General features: G+C 50.1%; 20 protein-coding genes and 3 tRNA genes (1 of these 23 cut by a window edge). 13 read left to right on the forward strand and 10 right to left on the reverse strand.

The window, feature by feature from the left end; genetic code table 11:
- Positions 1 to 15: 15 nt before the first annotated feature.
- Genes ACZ481_RS03565 through ACZ481_RS03575 form a run of 3 tightly spaced genes read left to right on the forward strand, consistent with a single transcriptional unit; the run spans position 16 to position 2,905 of the window.
- The gene (locus tag ACZ481_RS03565; RefSeq protein WP_464768811.1) at positions 16 to 1,215 is read left to right on the forward strand and encodes an FAD-binding protein; all 1,200 of its coding nucleotides are present in this window, start codon (positions 16 to 18) and stop codon (positions 1,213 to 1,215) included.
- A 25-nt stretch (positions 1,216 to 1,240) separates the two neighbouring features.
- Positions 1,241 to 2,095 carry a 3-hydroxybutyryl-CoA dehydrogenase gene (locus tag ACZ481_RS03570; protein ID WP_464768812.1) on the forward strand — a complete coding sequence of 285 codons (855 nt, stop codon included), beginning with the start codon at positions 1,241 to 1,243 and terminating at the stop codon, positions 2,093 to 2,095.
- Positions 2,096 to 2,119: 24 nt separating this feature from the next.
- Complete coding sequence (locus tag ACZ481_RS03575; protein WP_464768813.1) at positions 2,120 to 2,905, forward strand: short-chain-enoyl-CoA hydratase; 786 nt, start codon at positions 2,120 to 2,122, stop codon at positions 2,903 to 2,905.
- Positions 2,906 to 3,021: 116 nt separating this feature from the next.
- Here ACZ481_RS03575 and pruA read toward each other — a convergent pair whose 3' ends face one another.
- Both pruA and ACZ481_RS03585 read right to left on the reverse strand, forming a co-directional pair.
- Complete coding sequence (pruA, locus tag ACZ481_RS03580) at positions 3,022 to 4,653, reverse strand: L-glutamate gamma-semialdehyde dehydrogenase (protein WP_464768814.1); 1,632 nt, start codon at positions 4,651 to 4,653, stop codon at positions 3,022 to 3,024.
- Positions 4,654 to 4,923: 270 nt separating this feature from the next.
- Positions 4,924 to 5,844 carry a LysR family transcriptional regulator gene (locus ACZ481_RS03585; protein WP_464768815.1) on the reverse strand — a complete coding sequence of 307 codons (921 nt, stop codon included), beginning with the start codon at positions 5,842 to 5,844 and terminating at the stop codon, positions 4,924 to 4,926.
- A 223-nt stretch (positions 5,845 to 6,067) separates the two neighbouring features.
- Between ACZ481_RS03585 and ACZ481_RS03590 the strand changes: the two genes are divergently transcribed.
- From ACZ481_RS03590 to hpsH, 5 genes are all read left to right on the forward strand, one after another.
- On the forward strand, positions 6,068 to 6,529 hold the full coding sequence (locus ACZ481_RS03590) for a MarR family winged helix-turn-helix transcriptional regulator (protein ID WP_464768816.1): 462 nt from the start codon (positions 6,068 to 6,070) through the stop codon (positions 6,527 to 6,529).
- Between the two features lie 26 nt (positions 6,530 to 6,555).
- A complete protein-coding gene (locus ACZ481_RS03595) occupies positions 6,556 to 6,960 on the forward strand; it encodes a hypothetical protein (protein ID WP_464768817.1) in 405 nt (134 codons plus the stop codon).
- Between the two features lie 252 nt (positions 6,961 to 7,212).
- Complete coding sequence (locus ACZ481_RS03600) at positions 7,213 to 8,076, forward strand: 4Fe-4S binding protein (protein WP_464768818.1); 864 nt, start codon at positions 7,213 to 7,215, stop codon at positions 8,074 to 8,076.
- Positions 8,077 to 8,228: 152 nt separating this feature from the next.
- Positions 8,229 to 10,706, forward strand: coding sequence for a (2S)-3-sulfopropanediol dehydratase (gene hpsG / locus ACZ481_RS03605; protein WP_464768819.1), 2,478 nt, complete (start codon positions 8,229 to 8,231; stop codon positions 10,704 to 10,706).
- A 32-nt stretch (positions 10,707 to 10,738) separates the two neighbouring features.
- The gene (gene hpsH / locus ACZ481_RS03610) at positions 10,739 to 11,671 is read left to right on the forward strand and encodes a (2S)-3-sulfopropanediol dehydratase activating enzyme (protein ID WP_464768820.1); all 933 of its coding nucleotides are present in this window, start codon (positions 10,739 to 10,741) and stop codon (positions 11,669 to 11,671) included.
- A gap of 105 nt (positions 11,672 to 11,776) precedes the next feature.
- Here hpsH and ACZ481_RS03615 read toward each other — a convergent pair whose 3' ends face one another.
- Positions 11,777 to 11,941, reverse strand: coding sequence for a DUF1540 domain-containing protein (locus ACZ481_RS03615; protein WP_464768821.1), 165 nt, complete (start codon positions 11,939 to 11,941; stop codon positions 11,777 to 11,779).
- A gap of 372 nt (positions 11,942 to 12,313) precedes the next feature.
- Between ACZ481_RS03615 and ACZ481_RS03620 the strand changes: the two genes are divergently transcribed.
- From ACZ481_RS03620 to ACZ481_RS03640, 5 genes are all read left to right on the forward strand, one after another.
- Positions 12,314 to 13,246: a Bug family tripartite tricarboxylate transporter substrate binding protein gene (locus ACZ481_RS03620; RefSeq protein ID WP_464770568.1), complete on the forward strand. Its 933-nt coding sequence runs from the start codon at positions 12,314 to 12,316 to the stop codon at positions 13,244 to 13,246.
- Positions 13,247 to 13,531: 285 nt separating this feature from the next.
- A complete protein-coding gene (locus ACZ481_RS03625) occupies positions 13,532 to 14,422 on the forward strand; it encodes a Bug family tripartite tricarboxylate transporter substrate binding protein (protein WP_464770569.1) in 891 nt (296 codons plus the stop codon).
- Between the two features lie 233 nt (positions 14,423 to 14,655).
- Positions 14,656 to 14,742: transfer RNA gene (locus tag ACZ481_RS03630), tRNA-Leu, on the forward strand.
- A gap of 117 nt (positions 14,743 to 14,859) precedes the next feature.
- Positions 14,860 to 14,936, forward strand: a tRNA-Pro gene (locus ACZ481_RS03635).
- Positions 14,937 to 14,958: 22 nt separating this feature from the next.
- A tRNA-Val gene (locus tag ACZ481_RS03640) sits at positions 14,959 to 15,035 on the forward strand.
- Positions 15,036 to 15,899: 864 nt separating this feature from the next.
- Here the strand turns inward: ACZ481_RS03640 and tkt are convergent.
- The 7 genes from tkt to ACZ481_RS03675 all read right to left on the reverse strand — a co-directional run.
- On the reverse strand, positions 15,900 to 17,885 hold the full coding sequence (tkt, locus tag ACZ481_RS03645) for a transketolase (RefSeq protein ID WP_464768822.1): 1,986 nt from the start codon (positions 17,883 to 17,885) through the stop codon (positions 15,900 to 15,902).
- A gap of 66 nt (positions 17,886 to 17,951) precedes the next feature.
- The gene (gene rpiB / locus ACZ481_RS03650) at positions 17,952 to 18,413 is read right to left on the reverse strand and encodes a ribose 5-phosphate isomerase B (RefSeq protein ID WP_464768823.1); all 462 of its coding nucleotides are present in this window, start codon (positions 18,411 to 18,413) and stop codon (positions 17,952 to 17,954) included.
- 53 nt (positions 18,414 to 18,466) lie between these two features.
- Positions 18,467 to 19,120 (reverse strand): fructose-6-phosphate aldolase, encoded by a 654-nt coding sequence (fsa, locus tag ACZ481_RS03655; RefSeq protein ID WP_464768824.1) that lies wholly within the window; start codon positions 19,118 to 19,120, stop codon positions 18,467 to 18,469.
- Between the two features lie 15 nt (positions 19,121 to 19,135).
- On the reverse strand, positions 19,136 to 19,942 hold the full coding sequence (tpiA, locus tag ACZ481_RS03660) for a triose-phosphate isomerase (RefSeq protein ID WP_464768825.1): 807 nt from the start codon (positions 19,940 to 19,942) through the stop codon (positions 19,136 to 19,138).
- Positions 19,939 to 20,946, reverse strand: a complete 1,008-nt coding sequence (pdxA, locus tag ACZ481_RS03665; RefSeq protein ID WP_464768826.1) for a 4-hydroxythreonine-4-phosphate dehydrogenase PdxA — start codon at positions 20,944 to 20,946, stop codon at positions 19,939 to 19,941. Before pdxA ends, tpiA begins: the two co-directional genes overlap by 4 nt.
- Before the next feature lie 134 nt (positions 20,947 to 21,080).
- Entirely contained in the window at positions 21,081 to 22,382 is a 1,302-nt protein-coding gene (locus tag ACZ481_RS03670; protein ID WP_464768827.1) for a four-carbon acid sugar kinase family protein, read from the reverse strand.
- A gap of 6 nt (positions 22,383 to 22,388) precedes the next feature.
- On the reverse strand, positions 22,389 to 23,451 hold the 3' portion of the coding sequence (locus ACZ481_RS03675) for an MFS transporter (RefSeq protein WP_464768828.1). It continues 242 nt past the right edge of the window; 1,063 of the gene's 1,305 nt are visible here — the last part of the coding sequence; the start codon falls outside the window, past its right edge — the gene reads right to left on this strand; the stop codon is at positions 22,389 to 22,391.

The following is a 23,451-nucleotide window of genomic DNA, read 5'->3' on the forward strand; positions in this document are numbered from 1 at the left end:
GGGAAGGGGAAAAACATGGCAGTAAAAGTTAATGCGGAAGAATGTGTCGGCTGTGGGGCCTGTGTTGCTTCCTGTCCATTCGGCGCCCTGGTTATGGACGCTGACAGGGCCACCATTACCGAGGCCTGTACGGCTTGTGGCGCCTGTGTGGAAATATGCCCGGTGGGGGCTATAGCCCGGGAAGCGGAAGAAAAAACAGCACAAATGGATGTGGCTGCTTATAAAAATGTCTGGGTATTTGTGGAACAGACCGAGGGCCAGGCCAAAAACGTGGCTTATGAATTATTGGGCGAAGGCCGCAAACTGGCCGATGCCATGGGGCAGAAGCTGGCCGGTGTTCTGATCGGCGACAGCGTGCAGCCCCTGGCCCGGGAGGTATTTGCCAGTGGCGCCGATATTGTCTATGCAGTGGAAGGGCCGGAATTAAAGAACTATTCGACCGACGGTTATACCGCTGTGTTTACGGATTTGATTCAAGCCTACAAACCGGCTGTTGTGCTCATTGGTGCCACCAATGACGGGCGGGACCTGGGACCCCGGGTGGCCTGCCGGGTGGGGACAGGGTTAACCGCCGATTGCACCAATCTGGGGATTGATGAGCAAACCGGGCTTGTTGCCTGGACGCGCCCCGCCTTTGGCGGCAATATCATGGCCACGATTCTCTGTCCTGATCACCGGCCGCAGATGGGTACTGTCCGTCCTAAAGTATTCAAACGGCCGGAGCAGGATTTTTCCCGGACTGGGCAGCTTATACAGGTAGAAAACAAAGTACAGGCGCAGGATATTCGCACCCGGCTCATAGAGGTTGTCCGGGTCTGTACAGTGGCCTGCAATCTGGAAGAGGCGGAAATCATCGTTTCCGGCGGTCGCGGCCTGGGCAAGCCGGAGAACTTCAGCCTGATTGAAGAGCTGGCCAAGACACTAGGCGGGGCTGTAGGCGCGTCACGGGCCGTGGTCGACGCCGGCTGGAAGCCGCCGCCCCACCAGGTAGGACAGACCGGCAAAACGGTTGGCCCGAAAATTTATTTTGCCTGTGGTATCTCCGGTGCCATTCAGCATATGGCCGGCATGTCCTCCTCCGATATCGTGATCGCCATCAACAAAGACGCCGATGCTCCGATATTCAAGGCGGCCGATTATGGAATTGTCGGTGATGTCCTGGAGGTGCTGCCGGCGCTGATTGAGGAATTTAAAAAAATTAAGCAGGCCTGTTAACAGGCCTGTCAGGCGGGGGATGATTATGGAATTTAACAAAGTGCTGATTATTGGCGCAGGCCAGATGGGCAGCGGGATTGCCCAGGTTATGGCCCAGGGCGGCTTGACTGTGATCCTGCGTGACATTAAGGCCGAATATGTGCAAAAAGGCTTAACCGGGATTGACCGGAACCTGAGCAAGGCGGTAGAAAAAGGGAAACTGGCCGCCGGGGATAAAGAGCGCATTATGGGCCGTATCGCCGGTACGGTTGAGCTGGATGCCGCCGCCTGCAATGTGGATCTGGTCGTGGAAGCGGCTGTTGAGAATGCCGATATTAAACGCAGCATTTTTCAAACCCTGGATCAACAGTGCCCACCGCACACCATTCTCGCAACCAATACCTCGTCTTTGCCAATCACCTCGATTGGCGCATTCACCAGGCGCCCGGACAAAGTAATCGGCATGCACTTTTTTAATCCGGCGCCGGTTATGAAGCTGGTGGAGATTATTAGCGGCCTGGCTACCGGGGCCGATACCCTGGCAGCGGTAGCCGCACTGGCGGAGAAACTGGGGAAATCGCCTGTCAGAGTGGCTGATTATCCCGGCTTTGTGGGCAACCGCATTATGATGCTGATGATTAATGAAGCCGTGTTTACGCTGATGGAAGGGGTGGCGAGCGCCGCGGACATTGATCAGGTGGCTAAACTTGGCTTTAACCATCCGCTGGGGCCGCTGGCTTTGTCTGATCTCATTGGCAACGATACGGTGCTGTATATCCTGGAAGTGCTTTATAACGGGTATGGAGATCCCAAATACCGGCCATGCCCGCTGTTAAAGAAGATGGTGCAGGCCGGCTATCTGGGCCGCAAGTCAGGTAAAGGGTTCTACGATTACAAGTAAGCAAAAATTAGCAAGGGGGATAACATGACACAATATGCTAACCTTCTGTTTGCAACTGACGGTGGGATCGGGGTTATTACTTTAAACCGTCCGCAGGCATTGAATGCCCTTAATTATGCCCTGCTGCAGGAATTGGACAGCCTGCTGGACCGGATTGCCGGGGATGACACAGTCAAAACAGTGATTATTACCGGCGCTGGTGAAAAAGCCTTTGTTGCCGGCGCCGATATCACGGAAATGCTGCCCTTATCAGCGATAGAAGGGCGTAATTGGGCCAAATCCGGCCAAAAGGTTTTTAATAAACTTGAGAATCTGCCCCAACCGGTGATTGCTGCTGTCAACGGTTTTGCCCTGGGCGGGGGCTGCGAGCTGGCTATGGCCTGCGACCTGCGTATTGCCGCCGACAATGCCAGGTTCGGCCAGCCGGAGGTAACCTTAGGCATCGTGCCCGGTTTTGCCGGCACCCAGCGTTTGCCCCGCCTGGTTGGTAAAGGACGGGCTAAAGAACTGATATTCACCGGCGATATGATTGATGCCGCTGAGGCCTACCGTATCGGCCTGGTTAATAAAGTGACGGCAAGCAGTGAACTTATGGCCGCCGCCAGGGCGCTGGCCGAAAAAATCATGTCCCGGGCCGGGATTGCCGTAAGATTAAGTAAAGCCGCGGTCAATGAGGGAATGGATATGGATTTGGAGTCTGGCATTGCCTATGAGGCCGAGGTCTTTGGCTTATGTTTCGCTACCCAAGATCAAAAAGAAGGTATGACGGCTTTTGTTGAAAAGCGCAAGGCCCGCTTCACTGCTCAGTAAAGCCCAGATATCAGGCTGTTACAAACATAACCGGCAATTAACCATACTCACAAACAAGGGGCTGCCTCAGTATACTGAGGCAGCCCCTGTGCCGGTTAGGGATGATTCTTCCGGTTTTATTTCTCGGTCATGTACGGGTAGCTTACAACGGTGCGCGGTACCAGTGTTTCCTTAATTGCCCGCTGATTCATCCAGCGGTACAGGTTGATCGCGCTCCCCGCTTTGTCATTGGTGCCGGAACCGCGGCTGCCGCCGAAGGGCTGCTGGCCAACCACCGCACCGGTCGGCTTGTCGTTAATATAGAAGTTGCCGGCGGCATGATCGAGGGCTTGGGCCAGCTTGATGATGGCGGCTCTGTCCTGGGCGAAAACTGCGCCGGTCAAGGCATAGCCGGTGGCAGTATCGCAGGATTTTACGGTTGATTCCAATTGGTCATCAGGATATACATAAATGGTGATTACCGGGCCAAAAATCTCTTCCACCATGGTTTTAAAGGTCGGTGTTTGGGCGAGGATCACAGTGGGCTCGACAAAATAGCCCACGCTGTCGTCGCAGCCGCCGCCAATAAGGATTTCCGCATCGGCAGACTGCCGGGCATAGTCGAGATACCCTTTGATGTTATCGAAGGATTTCTTATCAATTACGGCGTTCATAAGATTGGTAAAGTCGCGGACATCGCCCTGCTTTATTTTGCCGATTTCCTCTGCCAGGCGTTCTTTCACCCGGCCCCACAGGCTTTCCGGGATATAGGCGCGGGAAGCGGCCGAGCATTTTTGGCCCTGGTATTCAAACGCTCCCAGGACGATGGCGCAGGTCAGCGCGTCCACGTCGGCCGACTTATGGGCAAAGATAAAGTCTTTGCCGCCTGTCTCGCCAACAAGCCGCGGATAGGTGACATAATTATTAATGTTTTGTCCGACCTGACGCCAGATCTCGTTGAATACGGCGGTGGAGCCGGTAAAATGAAAACCGGCCATACGGGGATGGGGGACTACCACTCTGCCAAAATCGCTTCCCCGGCAGGGTACAAAGTTGATAACCCCGGCCGGCAGGCCGGCCTCGATAAGGATTTGCATGAAATAATAGTTGGACAGGACAGCGGTTGAGGATGGTTTCCATAAAACAGTATTACCGCACAGCGCCGGGGCGGTGGAAAGGTTGCCGCCGATAGAGGTAAAATTAAACGGGGTGATGGCAGCGACAAAGCCGTCAAGGGCCCGGTACTCGACCCGGTTCCAGACGCCGTCGGTGCTAAGGGGCTGCTGTTTATAGATCTCCTGCACAAAATACGCATTAAACCGGAGGAAATCGGCCATTTCGCAGATCACGTCAATCTCCGACTGGAAAGGGTTCTTGCTTTGCCCCAGCATGCAAGCGGCCGACAATTTTGCCCGGTATTTGCCTGTTAATAAATCGGCGGCTTTTAAGAAAATAGTCGCCCGGTGCTCCCAGGGCATATGCTCCCATTCTTCCCGTGCCGCTTCTGCCGCCTCAATGGCCATAAGCAGTTCCTGCTCACCGGCTATATAATACTGGCCCAGTACTTTTTGATGATCATGGGGGCAGATCATATTGGCTTTGTTGGCTGTGCGAATCTCTTTGCCGGCAATAATCAGCGGTACTTCAACAGGGTTCGCTAATTGCCGCTCAAGCTCGGCTTTTAAAGCAACACTTTCCGGTGATCCCGGCAGGTAACCCTTAATAGGCTCATTAACCGGCGGTTTGACTTGGAAGTAAGCATTGTTCATTTTCCATTCCTCCTTGGTATTATTTGCTACAAGGTCCGCAATACCCCGGAGCTGTTGGTTTTGCTCCTGCTATTCGCTGACCTGCTGATGATTGAATCCTTATGCAGCATAAGCTTATTTAATATCAGCTTACATTAAAAATAAGGCTAAGTAAATTCAGATTATCTTATGGATTACTTCACTTTTTTTGAACTATAGGCCACAGGTGCCATGTTTAGAGAAAAAGCCTGGCTCTGCAGTAGGCAGAACCAGGCTGGAAATATTTTCATGTTAACACGATGCCTGTTTAGCGGCAGGACTATTATCAAAATCAAGCATATTATTTTCACGCAGCCAGGACCGGATACAATGCAGGAATTTCTTGGCGGCGGGAGATATATTTTTTAAAGACAGGGCGGCTATGCCAATAATCCGATAGTCCTGCTCCGCCAAATCCACGACATGGACGTTGTCAGGCACATTCACTAAAATCAGTTCCGGCAGGATGCTGATACCCAGGCCCTTTTGCACCATGGCCAGGATTGTCCGTTCCTCCATTAGCTCATATCTGATCTGCAGGTTTATTTTATGTTCATTCAATAGGCGTTTAATATTATCGTCACTGCCCCATTGCGGCATAATAAAAGATTCGTCTGTAAGCTGGGCATAAGCAATAGCCTGCTGATGGCGCAACGGGTGATCGGGGGGCAAAATAACAACCAGTTTATCCTTTTTCAGGGGAATTGTTTCAAACGGTTTGGAAATCGGCAGGGATACGAAGCCAAAATCGACAGTGCCGCCGGCTATCCAGTCATTCATTTCATCATAGCAGCCCAGATAGGTTTTCACCTCAATCTGGGGATGGCTTTTACTGAATTGGGCTAAAATCTCAGGCAGCCACTGCATGGAGACACTTGACAGCGTTCCCAAACGGACGGTGCCGGTGTCAAACCCTTTAATCGCCGCTGTTTCCTGCCGCAACAGCATTTCTTCATGCAGGATTCGCTGGACATGCTTCAGAATGCGTTCGCCGTTGCTTGTCAGGCTAATGCCCGAGCGATCGCGCTTAAGCAAGGCAAACCCCAGCTCGGCTTCCAGGGTGGAGACGGCGTAGCTGACTCCCGACTGAGTCAGGTTAAGCTTCTCTGCAGCCTTGGTTAAACTGCCTGCTTCCACAATTGTGCTGAATATCTCATATTTTGAAAGTGACAAGAGTATCAACCTCCCAGGCTGCAATTTTTGTATTCAGACAAGCAATGCCGGTTTACACCTTAATTTAAATATACTATATACAGGCCATACATGCTACTTAATTTTACAATTTTACTGCTCTTTTGTTCAGGAAAAATGTGAGAAGCGGCAAAAAAATCGGCTTGCATTATATTGTTAATACGTTTACAATATTGTTAATAGATTAACAATAAATTTGTGAGGTATGATAAACATTACGAAGCATAACAAGGATACGGGCCGCTATCTCTCAAACCGGGCGTTGATTGAGATGACAGCGCTGTACGACGAACTGGACGATGACCTGGCCATGCATTTTGCCCGGTATGGTTTGTCCAGGGCCAAGTTTAATGTATTAATGCAGCTGTTTATGGCCGATGATCAGGGTCTGACCCAGTCTGAACTGAGCAAAAAGATGCTGGTGTCCAGGGCCAATATTACCGGGCTTATTGGCCGGCTGGAAAAGGAAGAACTGGTAATCCGCACAGCCGATGCCGCCGACAGGCGGGCCTTCAGGCTGTGCATCACCGCCAAGGCCGCGCGGCTGATGCATTCTTTTTTACCGATTCACAATGAACATGTGCACCAGCTCATGTCCGCGCTGGAGCGGGAAGAAAAGGAGCTTTTGATTCATCTGCTGGCAAAGCTTAGGCACAGCCTGGGATAAAAACTATCTGTTAAGGAGGAAGCAGGATGAAGTGCAATAAGTGTAACAGTGAAATTCCGGCGGGAGAACAGGTCAAGCACAGGGGGCAGATTATTTGCGAAGACTGCTACGTGGAAATGATTGACCCGCCCCGTACCTGTGACGTTTCTGCCGTCCACAGCGCCAAAGTGAGCCGCAGGCTGGCCGGGCAGGAGGGGACGGACGGCCTGACGGAAATGCAAAAAAATATCTACAATTTTCTCCAGGCGGAGGGTCCGGCAACAGGCGAGGAGATTATGGCCAAATTTGGTTTATCCAAACTGCAGCTGGACAGAAACTTTGCTGTGCTGAGGCATTGCGAACTGGCCCACGGCTTTAGGGATAGCGGCCGGATACTTTTTAAAATCTGGGATCAGGATACAAAGGGTAGAATGAATATCAACGGTGAATAAGCGCGCTTATTCATGCCAGGCGCATTTATCGCCTACGCCGCTTAAGTTTGAATAAAGGGTAGCTGAGTTATCGACCGTTTGGTGTTCAGCGCTTTTTTTCCTTCCTGTCAGCAGGGTCAGCTTTTTGCCGGCTCGGTCCACTGCGGCTGGTTGCAAGCCGTATTTTCTTTATTTTCCAGCATGCAGAAGTTGACAAAAACAGGAATAGCCCCCTATAGTAGATAATAAGAGGGACAGGGAGGAGAAAATGTAATGAGCAAAAAACCGGATTTTAAAAAATATGGATTTATTCCGCAGCGCCAGCCGGGCCTGCTGCTTATGCGCCTGCGCAACCGGGCCGGCAATATTACCGCTGCCGACTTGTGTAAAGTGGCTGAACTGGCCGAACGGTTCGGGACCGGCAAGGTACATGTAACCATCCGTCAGGGGATGGAAATTCCCGGGGTAAAGGAAGAACAATTTGAAGAAGCCCGTCAGGCTATCCTGGATGCCGGCCTGCTGCCGGCGGTCTGCGGCTTGCGGATACGGCCGGTGGTTGCCTGTCCCGGCACGAACACCTGCCCGTATGGCTTAGTGAATACCGAGGCGCTGGCAGCACGGCTGGATGCAGAATTTGTCGGCCGCGATTTGCCGGCGAAAACCAAGTTTGCCGTCAGCGGCTGTGCCAATGCCTGTACAAAACCCCAGGGCCATGATATTGGCTTCAGGGGGGCTGCGGAACCGGTCGTTGACCATGAGCTTTGCGTACGATGCGGTGCCTGTGTAAAACGCTGTCCGGCGCAAGCAATGGCTATTGACAATGAAACATTAGCCATTGATTATAACCAATGTCTGGCCTGCGGCGTATGCGTGCGGCTATGCCCGAAGCAGGCGCTGAAAACAGGCCGGGTGGGCTATCACATTTTTGCCGGCGGCAAAGGGGGCCGTTATCCCATCGAGGCTCAGCTTATTGCCACTTTTGTGCCCGAGGACGAAGTTATCCCTTACCTGGAAGCAATCCTGGCGGTGTATCAGGAACTGGCCGATAAGGGACAGCGGCTAAGCATGGTTATGGCCAGACACGGAGCTGCAGCCATTGCCGCCCAGGTGGAAAAAGTGGCGGCCACAGCCGATTAAGGATTGACAGAGCCGCCATCTGTTGCTATACTTTCACTAATTAAATGATGACTGGTTGATCAGAAAGCTGAAGACCTAGTACGCCATGTTTGTGGCGTCTTAGGCTTGAGCTTTTTCTATTTTTACAAAAGCTACAGAAAGGATGAAGAACTATGCCGGATATTGTCTTGTCACCCCAGGAACAGCGGCTTCAGGCCGAGATCGCAGGCCGTCCCGTGCTGCACACGCGGCAGCGTACCTACGACATCCTCGATTCATTTGCCGCCACCAAGCCGCGTGTTGACGTGGAGCGGGCTAAGTATTTTACCGAGTCTTTTCGGCAAACAGAGGGAGAACCGCTTATTCTCCGCTGGTCGAAAGCACTGAAGCATATCGCCGAACATATCACGGTCTATATCGATGACCATCAGCAACTGGTGGGCAGAGCGGGCTCGCCCGGGCGGTATGGCATCTTATACCCTGAACTGGATGGGGATTTCCTTGGCCAGGCCATTGAGCAAATGCCCACCCGGGTGGAGTCTCCCTTTAACATCTCGGCAGCTGATGCCCGGATTGTTATTGAGGAAATTGCCCCGTACTGGCAGGGAAAAACTTTCCATGAAAACCTGGCCAAAGCCTTGCCGCAAGCAACGCTGAAATATACCTATGACCCTGCAGATCCGCTGAAATCAAGATTTATTGTCAATGAAACAGCGTCTTTCCGTTCCTCGATCCAATGGGTGCATGACTATGAAAAAGTACTGAAACGCGGTTTTAAAGGCATAAAAGAAGAGGCTCTGGCCAAGCTTGCAAGTTTAGACCCCTTAAGTCCGGTTGATACCATGGAAAAAGCCCCTTTCCTGCAGGCGGTGGTTATTGTTTGTGATGCAATCATTCTCTGGGCCAACCGGCATGCCGATCTTGCCGAAAAACTGGCTGCCAAGGAAGCCGACCGGTCACGCCAGGCTGAATTACGGCAGATTGCTGACATCTGCCGGTGGGTGCCGGAAAACCCGGCCCGTAATTTCCGGGAGGCGATGCAGGCCCAGTGGTTTACCCAAATGTTTTCCCGGATGGAACAAAAGACCGGAACTATTATATCCAACGGCCGAATGGACCAGTATCTGTATCCCTTTTATCAGCAGGATATCGAAGCCGGGGTGCTGACAGAAGCAGCTGCCTTGCAGCTGCTGGAATGCATGTGGCTGGCGATGGCGCAGTTTATTGACCTGTATATCTCGCCGACCGGCGGTGCTTTTAATGAAGGCTATGCCCATTGGGAAGCCGTGACCATCGGTGGGCAGACGCCTGAAGGCCGGGATGCCACCAACGAACTGACTTATCTGTTTTTGCAGTCTAAACGGGAATTTCCCCTGCATTATCCCGATCTTGCCGCCCGGATTCACGGGCGGGTGCCGGCACGGTATCTATACGAGGTGGCGGAAACAATCAAGGAAGGCTCAGGCTTTCCCAAACTGATTAATGATGAAGAAGTGGTCCCGTTGCTGCTGGCCAAGGGCGCAAGCTTTGAAGAGGCTTTTGATTATGCCGTGTCCGGCTGCGCCGAATGCCGTATGCCGAACCGGGATACCTATACAAGCCCCTGTGCCTATATTAATTTTCCGGCGGCGGTGGAAATGACCATCTACAACGGCAAAATGAAACTGTACGGGGACGAGCAGATTGGGCCGGAAACCGGCGACCCCCGGAATTTCGCAACCTGGGAAGAGTTCTGGCAGGCCTATTTAACCCAGCATATTAATTTCCTGAAGCATGCCTTTATTCAACAACAGGTCATAATTAACCTGCGGGCCCGGCACTTTGCCTGGCCGCTGGGATCGGCCCTGCATGATCTGTGCATGCAGCACTACAAGGATATTCATAGCCCGGTTATTGAGGGCGGCATTGATTTAGGCTATTTTGAATTTATGGGCTATGGCACCGTTGTTGATTCGCTGGCCGCCATCAAAAGGCTGGTTTACGAAGAAAAAATCATAACGATGGCCGAACTGGTTGCCGCCATGGAATGCAATTTTGCGGGGCAGGAAGTAATCCGGCAATTACTCCTTAACGCGCCCAAGTACGGCAATGATGACCCTTATGCTGATGCGATTGCCAAAGAACTGGACCGCCAGTGCCTGCAATTTACCAGAAAGTATTCGCGCGAATTAGGCGTGCATCTGGATTTGCGTCTGGTGCCGTTTACTTCCCATGTGCCTTTTGGCAAAGTGGTAAGTGCAACCCCTAACGGCAGAAAGGCGTATACGCCGCTGTCTGACGGGTCTTCTGCCTCGCAGGGGGCGGATGTGAATGGTCCCACTGCCGTACTGTTGTCAAACTACATGTCCAAAAATACCGGCTTTAGAGAACGGGCGGCCCGGCTGTTAAATGTAAAGCTGAGCCCGGCGTGTGTGGCCGGCGATGCGGGCACCGATAAGCTGGTTGCTTTTATCCGGACCTGGTGTGACTTGAAATTATGGCATCTTCAGTTTAATGTAATTAACCGGGGGACGCTGCTGGCAGCGAAAAAAGAACCGGAGAAATACCGCAATCTGATTGTCCGCATAGCCGGCTACAGTGCCTATTTTACCGATTTGTCCCCCGATTTGCAGGATGATCTGATTGCCCGCACCGAGCATACTGCTATCTGATAATAGCTGCAATAATCACGGGGAGAGACAAGATGCTAACTAATGATGCAAATGGCAGCAGCGGCTATGTCTTTAATATTCAACGTTATTCGCTGCATGACGGCTTAGGCATCCGGACCGTTGTTTTTCTTAAGGGCTGTCCGCTGCAGTGCCGCTGGTGCAGCAACCCTGAATCGCAGCGCTATACGCCGGAGCTTGCCTACAACAGCAGTAAATGTATCGGCAGTGAGGCCTGCTCCCGGTGTCAAACAGTATGCGCCTATGCGGCGGTGGCTAAGAGCCGGGATGGCACGATGGCCCTTAACCGGGATAAATGCCGGCAATGCCGCCGCTGTGCCGACACGTGCCCTTCCAAGGCCCTGCATACCTTTGGCCGGCAAATGTCTGTGGCTGACATCCTAAAAGTGGTGGAGGCAGACAGTGCTTTTTACATGCGCTCCGGCGGCGGGCTGACAATCAGCGGCGGTGAACCGCTGGTGCAGGCTGACTTTGTAATCAGTATCTTACAGGAGACAAAAAGAAGGCGCATTGACACCACTATCGAAACCTGCGGCTATGCCCCGTGGGCTGACCTCAGCCGGGTGGGGGCTTATTTAAAAACCATTATTTTTGACATAAAATCGCTGGACCCTAATAAACATCAAGAATTCACCGGACTCAATAATGACTTGATTCTCACTAACCTGGCGGCACTGCGGAATACGTATCCCCATATGCGGATTTTGGTCCGCACCCCGCTGATTCCCGGCTTTAACGATTCCGAGCGGGACATCGGTGCCATCCTGGATTTTATTAAGGGCTGGCCTAACACCAGCTATGAGCTGCTGCCATACCATCGGCTGGGCCAGCAAAAATATAACTATTTAGGCCGGGATTACCCGATGGGGGATAGCCAATTAGACAACGGCAAGCTGCAGGCGATCAATGCTTATGTAAAATCCCGGACCGGAACAGGCCTGGCCTGACCGTATGCGGGCCAAACCGCGCTTTGTACGCGGGTTTGCTAATAGCGGAGAGGGAGCTGCCCTTTAGTGGGCAGCTCCCTCTCCGCTATTATTCCGGCAGATGTTCTAAGAATGTTTGGGTTCGAAAGTGTGGCAGTTGGTTTGATCGCTTTGCCGGGCATGGGCGGCGCCGCCATCAATGTTTACCTGAATCCCGGAGGCATCACATTGCTCGCCTTGTTTCCAATACTTACAGCAAGATACAGTACATTTTACGCCTGATAATGACATCTGTATTCACCTCCTTATTTTTGACCAATGATAGTATCTCACCACCAAAAGAAATCATGTATCTTGCGATCAGAGCAATATGTGTCAATACTTTAGAAAATGCCACTTAATTATCGGGCTTCCCCAATTCAAAATGGTAGCAGGCTGTCTCAGTTGCGCTGGGAGTTTTTGCTTCAAGGCCTTAAATGACAATTTATGACATGGGAATTATCATATAATTTAGGTATTAGCTTGTCTAATTGTGGAAAGCAGTAATATTTTGCAGAACAGGGGGGGCGTATAGTGCGGAGAAGAGTTCTGGTTTTACTGTCAGTAGCATTATTGGTTATTTCTGTTGTGATAGGAGGCTGTAGCGGGGACGGAAAGGTAGCAATCCCTGTGAAAACTGAAAAATATCCCGAGCGGCCTATCACGATCATCGTTCCATTCAGTGTTGGCGGTGGTTCTGACTTAATAGCGCGTTCACTGGAAAAATATGCTTTCAAACATTTAGAGCAGCCATTAGTGGTTATTAATAAGCCAGGCGGGGCTGGAACGATTGGCTGGAATGAACTGGCTGGAGCAAATCCTGACGGTTATACCATGGGTATAACTGCCAGTGACTTGTTGCTATCGTCACTATATGGAGCAGGTAAGTACCAGTACATAACCGCACTAGATCCGCTGGCGCAGGTTACAGCGCTGCCAATGGTACTGGCGGTTCGAGGCGATCAACCCTGGCATACGCTAAATGATTTGCTTGAATATGCTAAAAATCATCCAGGTGAACTTAAATTTGGCAACGCCGGTATAGGCGGGTTTACCCATGTTCTCAGCGAGACTTTTGGCCAAACGACAGGTATTGTGATTAAGCATGTACCTTTTTCGGGAGCGAACGAGACGACTGCGGCATTACTAGGTGGCCATATCGAAGCTGCTTTTGCTAATCCTATGATAGTCAAGGAACATGTAAAAAGCGGTGCAGTCCGAATCCTGGCAGTAAACAGTGAGCAGCGTATTTTTGATCCGGTATTTAATCCGATACCAATATTTAAAGAAATGGGGATTGATATTGCTTTAAGCAATTGGTATGGAATTGCAGTTCCCAAAGAAATGCCGGCTGCGATTAGAAACAAGCTGGCAGAGGGGTTAAAGGCTATCATAAATGACCCTGAATTTAAGGAGAATATGGAGAAGATGGGCAATCAGGTCGAATATCTAGGGCCGCAAGAGTCAGCGGCTAAATGGATGGCTGACAGTCAACGGCTCAAAAAAACGTTAGAAGAGTCCGGGATTATAGAACAGATGAAGGCCCAGAAGAAATAAGCTTTAGCAGTATAAGTGATAGCCCATTAAAATTTAGTTGTTGTGGTGCCTCTATCCTCTGGGGTGGGCAGTATGACACGAAAATTATCATATAATTTGGGTAATAGCCTGTTTAATTGTTGAAAGTAGTAATATCATGTAAAACTGGAGGGGCGCGTAGTGCGGAGAAGAGTACTGGTCTTACTAGCAGTAGCGTTTTTGATTATTTCTATCACCGCAGGAGGTTGTAACGACGTGGAAAAGGTAGCAATACCTGCTCAAAAATATCCCGAGCGGCCTATTAGTATGATTATTCCTTTCAGCCCTGGCGGCGGTCTAGATCTGACAATACGTACATTGGAAAAATTCGCTTACAAACATATAGGTCAGCCTTTGGCTACTATTAATAAGCCGGGCGGCGCCGGGGCTCTTGGTTGGAATGAACTGGCCGGAGCGACTGCAGATGGCTACACCATCGGTGCGACTTCGGGTGAAATGCTGTTATTATCCCTCTACGGTTCAGGTAAATATAATTACATAACAGCATTAAGCCCGCTAGCACAAAAAGCATCAGTGCCGATGCTGCTGGCAGTCCAGGCAGACCAGCCATATCAAACACTAAACGACTTAGTTGAATATGCTAAAAAATACCCGGAGCAATTAAAGTTTGGAAATGGCGGCATGGGATCATTATCTCATGTATTGTTAGAAATGCTTAATCATGATGCGGGCATTACTATTGAGCAGGTTCCTTTTTCCGGCGGCGGTGAGACAGTACCCGCACTACTTGGCGGACATGTTCAGCTTATATTTATTAACCCTGTGCCAATCAAAGAACATGTGAAAAGTGGCAAAGTGAAAATTTTGGCCGTGACGGGCGAGCAGCGTATAGCAGATCCCGTGTTCGCCGATGTTCCCACCTTTAAGGAACAAGGCTTCGACATCACTATAAACAACTGGCAAGGGATTGCTGTCCCGAAAGAAACGCCAGCCGCAATTAAAAAGAAGCTGGCAGAAGGGTTAAAGGCGACTATAAATGATCTTGAATTTAAGGAGCATATGGAAAGGAGCGGGAACCAGGTCGAATATTTGGACCCCCAAGAGGCTGAAGCCAAATGGATTGCTGACAGCCAGAAGCTGCAAAAAACATTGCAAGAGAGCGGTATTTTAGAGCAGATTAAAGCCCAGAAAAAATAATATTGTCAATAAGAATAGGCGAACGCGCCGCTCATCCTTCAGGCAGGACAGGTTTTAGCATTTCTTCTATTTTATAGAACGTTTTATTATGTGACTAACAAAACATAATGGTCTAATAGAGCGGATTTGGAATAGAAAGCACTGTCGGGTAGCGTGATATTTTATCAAGCTAGTTTACAGAAAATTATTTTGTTGACAAATTATCCAACAGCGAGTATAATTAAAATTCCAGTGCCGGAGTGACGTAATTGGCAGACGTAGCAGACTCAAAATCTGCCGGGGGTAACTCCGTGTCGGTTCGAGTCCGACCTCCGGCACCATATAAGCAATAAGCAGAGAACCAAGTTTTTAAGAGCGGAAGCGATGCGGAAACTTGTGTGAATCGCTTAGTTCTGAGCGATAGCGAAGAACTTCCTATAACTAATCCTTTATTTCTTCGGGGCGTGGCTCAGTTTGGTAGAGTACCTGGCTTGGGACCAGGGGGTCGCAGGTTCAAATCCTGCCGCTCCGACCAGTTTGTTCACTAATTATTCAATGGGACTATAGCTCAGTTGGTTAGAGTACTACGTTGACATCGTAGGGGTCACTGGTTCGAGTCCAGTTAGTCCCACCATTTATAAGTATAGAAACCACAAGGGTTAAATGCCTTTGTGGTTTTTTGTTATTGACAAAAAGGGACGTTCCTGTGCGCCAAGAAGCGCAAAGAGTATAGCGGGTGGGAATCCCGCCTGAGAAGGCCTAGCCAGCCACTTAGTATCTAGCCTTGGGACTAAAGCGGTAACGCGAGGTCTAAGCGTAGGCAAGAAAGGTAGTAGGCCGAAAGCGAAAGTTGAAGATGTAGAGCCCCGAAATCCCCAAATGGGTAGGTCGATGCCTTAGGAACAGCAGAAGACAACACTGGATTTAGCGATAAAGGCGAGCTAAATTGAGCACCCGGGGTCAAAGGTCTTGGCATGCTACACAACATTACTCTGTGTGAACTTGGGAGACCCTGTCGCCCTCAAGAGAGAGTATGGCGGACAAGTCGAAGACGAGGAAGCCAAATAGACGGCAGGGAGTCGGAATGCGCCATACTACTGATGAATCAGGGTAACGTTCATTTTGTTTCGCACAAAACTTGGTATAAACAACGAAGCAAAATGAACGTCCCCGCGCTTCCCCAGGTTGCGAGAGCGCAAAGTCTCATAAATCCGTCTGATCGGGGCGCTGCCCCGAACCCCGGAGTATACCGCTTTGGTTTTCCAGGGCGGCAAGATAAGGAGCGGATTCTACCGAATCCGCCGCCCCGCCAAACCTCTTCCGACGCTCGGCTCGGTCTCCACCGTTGACCTATCCTCCGGATGAGTAAAAGCATTTCTAAGTATTCCCTTTTCTTGGAAGATCATTCCGTTTACACACTCTCGGGGTCACTCCCGACTAAATAAAAAAAACCTGTTAACACCTAAGCCTTTATTACCGGTGTTAACAGGGTATCTAGTCACAAAACTTCTTTTACAGCCTTAACCACATTGGCAACGGTAAAGCCATATTTTTCAAACAATATCCCGGCTGGCGCCGACGCACCAAAACTGTTCATCGTTACTGTTTTTCCGTCTAAGCCTACATATCTTTCCCAACCAAAGCCACTCAACGCTTCCACAGCCACTCTTGCCCTGACGATTTTTGGTAAAATGCTTTCTTTATAGGCTTCTCCCTGCTGTTCGTAGACATCCATACATGGCATGCTTACAACTCTAACATCGATATTTTCCTGCATAAGCCCGGCCTTGGCCCGTAATGCCAGTTCCACTTCCGAGCCGCTGGCAATAATAATGGCATCTGGAATTTCCTTGCTTGCGTCTTCGATGATATAAGCACCTTTAAGCGCGTCTCTGCTGCTACCTTGCAGCTGCGGCAGGTTTTGCCGGGTGAGGACCAGCGCTGTCGGCGTGGTTTTGCTGGTGACAGCCGCATACCATGCCGCTGCTGTTTCAGTTGCATCGGCTGGCCGGAACACATTAAAGTTCGGCATGGCTCTCCACATCGCCAGTTGCTCAATAGGTTCATGGGTCGGACCATCTTCTCCCACGCCAATACTGTCATGGGTCAGTACATATATCACCGGCAGGCCCATGAGCGAGGCCAGCCTTGCCATTGGCTTCATGTAGTCACTGAATACAAAGAAGGTGGCGACATATGGCTTAAGCCCGCCATGCAGCGCCATGCCGTTGCCAATGGCTGCCATGGCAAGCTCTCTTACACCAAAATGAACATTCCTGCCGGCATAGTTTTCCTTGCTATAATCGCCCACACCTTGCATTTCCGTTTTGGTGGAGGGTGCCAAATCAGCACTGCCGCCAATGAGATTGGGTATGATAGCTTTGATCTTGTTGAGTATAACACCGGCAAGGCTTCTGGTGGCGCTAGGCTTGTCCTCATAAGCCCAAAACGCTTTGTCCTCCCATTGGGTCACCGTTAAAGCCCCGGTATAGTATTGATCCCACAGCGTTTTCATTTCCGGAAACTTGGCTTTATAACCAGCAAAGAGTTCCTGCCATGCCGCTTCTAAATCGCCCTTCTTCTGAGCAATTTGCTTATAGTTTGCATACACTTCCTCCGGCACAAAAAACGCTTCCTGACTTGGCCAGTGTAAAGTTTCCTTAAGCGCCTTCACATTGTCAGGCCCCAGCGGCTCGCCATGAGCACTTGCCTTACCTTGTTTAGCCGGGCAGCCATAACCAATTTGAGTTTTTACAATAAGGAAGCTTGGTTTTGTTGTTTCCGCTTTTGCGGCAGCAAGCGCTTGACCAATTTCCGCTAAATTATTGCCATCTTCTACCGTGAGTACTTGAAAGTGGAAGGCTTCCATACGTTTGGCGACATTTTCGGTAAATACGCTGTCCGTACTGCCCTCGATGCAAATTTTATTGCTGTCGTAAAGCACGATGAGCTTGGAAAGTCCCAGCGTCCCCGCCAGGGAAAAGGCTTCGGACGAAATACCTTCCATCATGCAGCCATCGCCGCCTAATACATAGGTATAGTGATCGACAACCGGATAGTCTGGTTTGTTAAATACTGCCGCCAAATGGGCTTCGGCCATTGCTATGCCAACAGCCATCCCCATCCCGGCACCAAGCGGACCGGTTGTTGCTTCAACTCCTACCGTATGACCATATTCAGGATGTCCGGGAGTTAACGAGCCATCTTGCCTAAAATTCATCAAATCTTCCTTAGTAAGGCCATAACCGAACAGATGCAGCAAAGAATATAACAGCATCGAACCGTGACCGCCCGAAAGTATAAACCGGTCACGATTTTCCCAGTTAGGATTTGCAGGACTGTGGTTCATGTGTCTGGCCCAAAGTTCATAAGCCATGGCGGCGCTGCCCAACGGCAGCCCCGGGTGGCCCGAGTTGGCTTGCTGCACTGCATCAGCCGTTAAAATTCTGATGGCGTTTACAGATGCTGTTGCTATATCGCTCATTACAATCCTCCTGCCTGCTGCCCCTGCACGCGTTAAACCGTATGTATTGGTTAAACGCCAGAGCCGCTATTTTCCACATTGCTCAATATGTTCTTTCTCCAGTTCCATCATCCGTGCTACCTTCGGCGCTGAGCCGCCGCCGGAAAAATCACAGCCTAACCAAATATCCACCAGACATTTGGCTAATTCAACACCAACAACTCTTTCCCCCAGACACATAATCTGAGCATCATTGCTCTTCCTCGACCGTTCAGCTGAAAACGGGTCATGGCAGACAGCCGCCCTGACACCCGGAACCTTATTGGCGCAAATTGCCATGCCAATACCTGTTCCACAAAACAAAATGGCCCGTTCATACTTGCCTGCGGCAACTTCATCCGCAACTTTGTAGGCAACATCCGGATAAAGGATGACAGTGCCGGCATCGGCGCCAAAATCATCAATTTCAATACCTTTTTTCTGCAAATGTTGAATAATTTCCATTTTCAAGGCATATGCAGCCTCGTCACAGCCAACTGCGATTTTCATTCCATTCCCCTCCATTCATCGAAAGTAGAAGCCGAGTCAAATGTGTTTTTTGCTCATTCACCAAAAGCAGCTCTATAGTCAGCCTGAAATTTTTCGATACCTTGCTGTGTCAAAGGATGTTTCGTCATGGCAACTATTACGTTGTAAGGTACTGTTGCAATATCCGCCCCGGCCAAAGCGCATTCAATCACATGGATGGCATGGCGGACACTGGCCGATATAATTTGTGTCTTAATCTGATGAATTCTAAAAATATCGGCAATGGTCTTGACCAATTCGATGCCGGGATTTCCGATATCGTCCAGTCTGCCTAAAAACGGCGAAACATACGTCGCACCCGCTCTTGCGGCCAGCAAAGCCTGAGTTGCATTGAAAATCAGTGTTACATTTGTCTTAATGCCTTCAGCTGCAAGCACTTTTACGGCTTTCAGCCCTTCTTCCGTCATGGGAATTTTAACAACCATATTTTTGTGGATGCGGGCAATCTCCCGTCCTTCGGCAATCATTCCCGCAGCATCCATTGTAGTTGCTTTCACCTCGCCGCTGATTGGTCCGTCTACAATGGCGGCAATTTCGGCGATAACCTGCTCAAAGACGCGTCCTTCCTTGGCAATCAGCGACGGATTTGTCGTAACGCCGCAAATAACGCCCATGGCATTGGCTTTTTTGATTTCTTCCACATTGGCAGTATCAATGAAAAATCTCATATATATCCTCCTCTATTAAACCGGTCCCCCGAATCTACGCCGCACATAAGCCTCACCGGAAATTTCCACCAGCCGGGCAAAGCTATCAGCATCAAGGGCAGCACGTCCCACAAACAGGCCATCCACCTCTGGCAAAACCATCAATTCCGACGCATTTTGCAGATTAACACTGCCGCCGTAAAGAATTGGGACAGCCTTGGCCACCGCCGCATTGTATTTTTCGGCTAATAGCTGCCGCAGCATGGCATGAACAAGCGCTACATGAGAGGGAGGGGCGGCTTCTGCGACGCCAATGGCCCATCTGGGTTCATAGGCCAGAATTACACCTGTGGCTGCTGCTCCGTCAACATCCTGCAACAGGCGCGCAAGCTGCTTGCGCAGAAAAGACTCTACCTCCGGCCAGGCTTCCCGGTTTTCCTCACCCAGACAGATAATTGGCGCTAAACCATGGCGCAGGGCGGCCCGGATTTTCCAATTGGCCGTTTCATCTGTCTCACCAAACCAATGCCGCCGCTCCTGATGGTTAATTTCCACAAACTCACAGCCAATTTCCTTAAGCATCGGCACCGATACTTCGCCGGTGAATGCCCCGGCATCATCCCAATGAGCATTTTGCGAACCAAGCATAATATTGCTCTGGCTATCCCGTAAAAAGCCCTGCACCTCAGCCAAAGCCGTAAATGGAGGCAAAACAAATACCGAAACCCTACTCTGACCTGTAAGCCTTTGCTGCAGGCGCTCCAAATAGACAAGCGCTTCGCTGTTGGTTTTATTCATTTTCCAGCTCGTTCCAACCAACGGTAATCGGTATGTTTTTATCATCTTCGGTTAGCTCCTTGGGACATAATCCTTGCATACATACCGGCTACCAGAATGGATTCCTCTGTGCTTTTAGAGCTGGCAATTCCTTTACCGGCAATGTCAAAGGCAGTGCCGTGATCCACCGAGGTGCGTATAAAGGGCAGACCGACAGTAACACTGACAGTATTGGCAAGGTCATGAACCTTGGCCGCAACATGGCCTTGATCGTGATATAGCGATAGCACGGCATCACATTTATCAATATCGAACAGCCGGAAGATAGAGTCTGCAGGAATGGGGCCAAAAACATTGATATTCTTGTCTTGGGCGGCAGCCACTGCCGGCGATAACGCCGTCATCTCCTCATCGCCGCACAGTCCCTGTTCGCCGCCATGAGGGTTTAAAGCCGCCAACGCCAGCCGGGCATTAGGCATTCCCAGCTGCGTCATGGCTGCCGCACAATTTTCAATGAAGGGCAGCACATTTTCAAACGTAACATGCTGGCAAGCTTTGATGAGCGATAAGTGCCGGCTCAAGAAAAAGATCCGCATTTTATTGACATGAAACATAGTAACTGCGTTAGGGCAATTAGTCAGTCCGGTATACATCTCAGTATGGCCAATATAGGGGATACCGGCCTGGTGGACGGCCTCCTTTTGAATCGGTGCAGTGACTACCCCGTCAATTTTACCTGCCATCGCCAAATCAATGGAAGCTTTGATATAATCAAAGGCGGCCTGCCCGGCTGCGGCACAGATAACACCAAAGGGTATTTCTTCCTTTACATTGTCAATCTCCAATAAGTCAATGGTGCCATATTCATAGCAACCATCCTCGGGGGCTTTGATTGAGGAAAGCTTCAACGGGCTGTCAGTAAGTTGCCGCACCCTTTCCAATACCAGCCGGCTGCCAATAACCATTGGCCGGGTTTGTTCATATATTTGGCGATTCTTTAAAGCGCGGACCACTGTTTCCGGACCGATTCCCGCTGGATCGCCGATAGTAATTCCAATAAGCGGACGCATGTAAGCCAACTCCCTTCTAACGAAATTTATGAATAAATTTCCAGGCGGCAGACAGGCCAACCACCACAGGTCAAATGAAAGACCGCGGTACCAGCCGGTTACTAAACGCCTGTAAAGTAATTCTCTGGCAAGGGCTAATGGCTTAACATATATTTGGCACAAACCATGGCAGTCTCCGGTGTACCAATCAAACCGCCCTTGGTGACAACGGCCACTCCATGCAGCGGCCCGCCGACTAACAACCCAAAGGTGGCGTGAGGCTGCACTTCATCAATTACCTCAATGGCATCCACCTTGGCTTCCTCACAGAACGCTACTGTCATATCGCCGCCTGTAAGGTAAATCCCTTTTAATTCAGGTACCTGCAATTCCAGCGCCTTGCGGGCAATCCGAGCCAAAGCGTAGGTTATGCGCCGGGTAACATCATCGGTGGTTATGCCTCTTTGCTTAGCCTCAGTTTTAATATCCAGCACCATGTTGATATGCTCGGCAGCCCTCAGCCCGAAAATATCAGATTTTTGACTGATATTCCAGATCTCCTGAGCGATTTGACGTTCACTCGGATGCTCACCGGCCGAATCCAGAAACTCCCGGATATCCACATTGACAATCTGGGTCTTAGCTTCTCCCTGCAGGTGAGACAATTGCGACCTGGTAATATCAGATGCACTGCCAGCCACGATAAAGATCTTGCCTTTTTTCTTTTGAACACAACGCAGCTTTTCGGTATAAGCCAATTCACAGGCACTTTGGGTAAAGGGCCCCGGATCTACGGAAATCCATTCAACCTTCAAACTATGCATTGCTTCAGCAATTGTGCGGATGTCCTTAAAGGATATGGCATCAAACACCAGTATCCGGGCACCGGCCTGTATCTGCCGCCAAGCTGACTCAGCTACAGCCTGACAGCCATGCAAAACTGCGGCCAACTCAACATACCCTTGCGGCAGAGAAGTTTGCACCGCAATTTCTTCTGCTAAGCAACTGCTGCGCACCGGTTTAATGGGGTCAGAACCGGCCGCAGTTTTATGAACAGGCACGCAATTAACAAGCTGATGCCCGCCGACCACCATCCGGCCGGAGGCCGGATATACCGCCACTACACAGGCCACGGTTTCCGGCGGCAAAGCGGCCAGCATACCCTCCATCTCTGCCCCCAGATTACCTCTGATCGTGCTGTCGATCCGCTTGGAAAAATTTTTAAAGCCGCGGCTGAGCAGTTCTTCGGTACACCGCTTCACCCGTTCATGCGCATTCTGCGCATCCAATGTCCGGCTGGCAGCATTTACAACAACAGCATCATATTCCTCCATTTTAAATTTTTCAAGGTCACGATGCTGGATAGTTGTCAAGGCTCTAAAGCCATGGGTTGTCAATAAAACTCCTGCGGTATTTGCCCCTGTCAGATCATCCGCAATTACTGCCCACTCTGCCATTACTTTCTATCTCCCTTCCATTTCCACCGGTTCATCCAAAGTTAAAATCAATATAAAACCGATGAGAGCAGCAATACCAAAATAAGTGAACACCATTTCATAGCTTTTAAAAGTATCCAGGATATAGCCTGCAATCATGGGAGAAAAGAAGCCGCCTAAATTGCCGCCACTATTGACTAATGCAATAGCGATAGGATAAGTATTGCCATTGGTCAGACCCATAGGATAGGCGGTAAAGGCCGGCCAGCCAACATTCAACAGAAATCCGGTCATAAATAACGCCATAGAAACAGCGGTGGGACTTTCCGGCAAATTAATCATAATGACCATCATGACTACGGTAGATATCGCCGTCAGCAACATGGTAGGCTTACGGCGTTTATGCAGCAGCTTGTCAGAAATCCAGCCGCCTGCAAGGGCGCCGACTAATCCGCCAATCCACGGCGCCGCGGCAACAAAACCCATTTTAAAGAAGGAATAATGTTTTGCGTTGACCAGATAAGACGGAATCCAGGTCATCAAACCATATAAAACACTTACCATCATAAAGTAAGCCAGACAATCGCCCCAAATGTTCCAGGAAGTAAAGACACCCTTTCTTTCATTAATTCTGGTGACTTGTTTAACTCTGATTAAAGTATCCAGCCAGCCCATCGACACAAACGGTTCGCTGGCCTGCTGAGTTCCAGCCAGTTTCCCTTCCTGAATATAAGCAGCTTCAGCCTCATTTACGTGAGCGCATTCCTCCGGTCTAGTACGGACAAGCCAATACCATACGGCCGCCATGATAAAGCCCGGAATAGCAAAAGCGAAGAAAATGTAGCGCCAACCGAATTCTGTAGCAATCCACACACATAAAGGCGGAACAAGAATAGGCGCAAACATGGTGGAAGCAATATATACACCGACACCGGTAGCCTTCTCCTTGGGAGGAAACCAGTTATTAATCGTCGAGGTAAGCCCTACCGGCGTAGGTCCTTCAAAAACGCCCAGACCTAGACGAAACCATTTCAAACCCAAAGCCGATTGCGCCGTGCCAATCAAATAGGTAAATACCGAAAAGCCGATA

The sequence above is a fragment of the Sporomusa intestinalis genome (assembly GCF_055383785.1).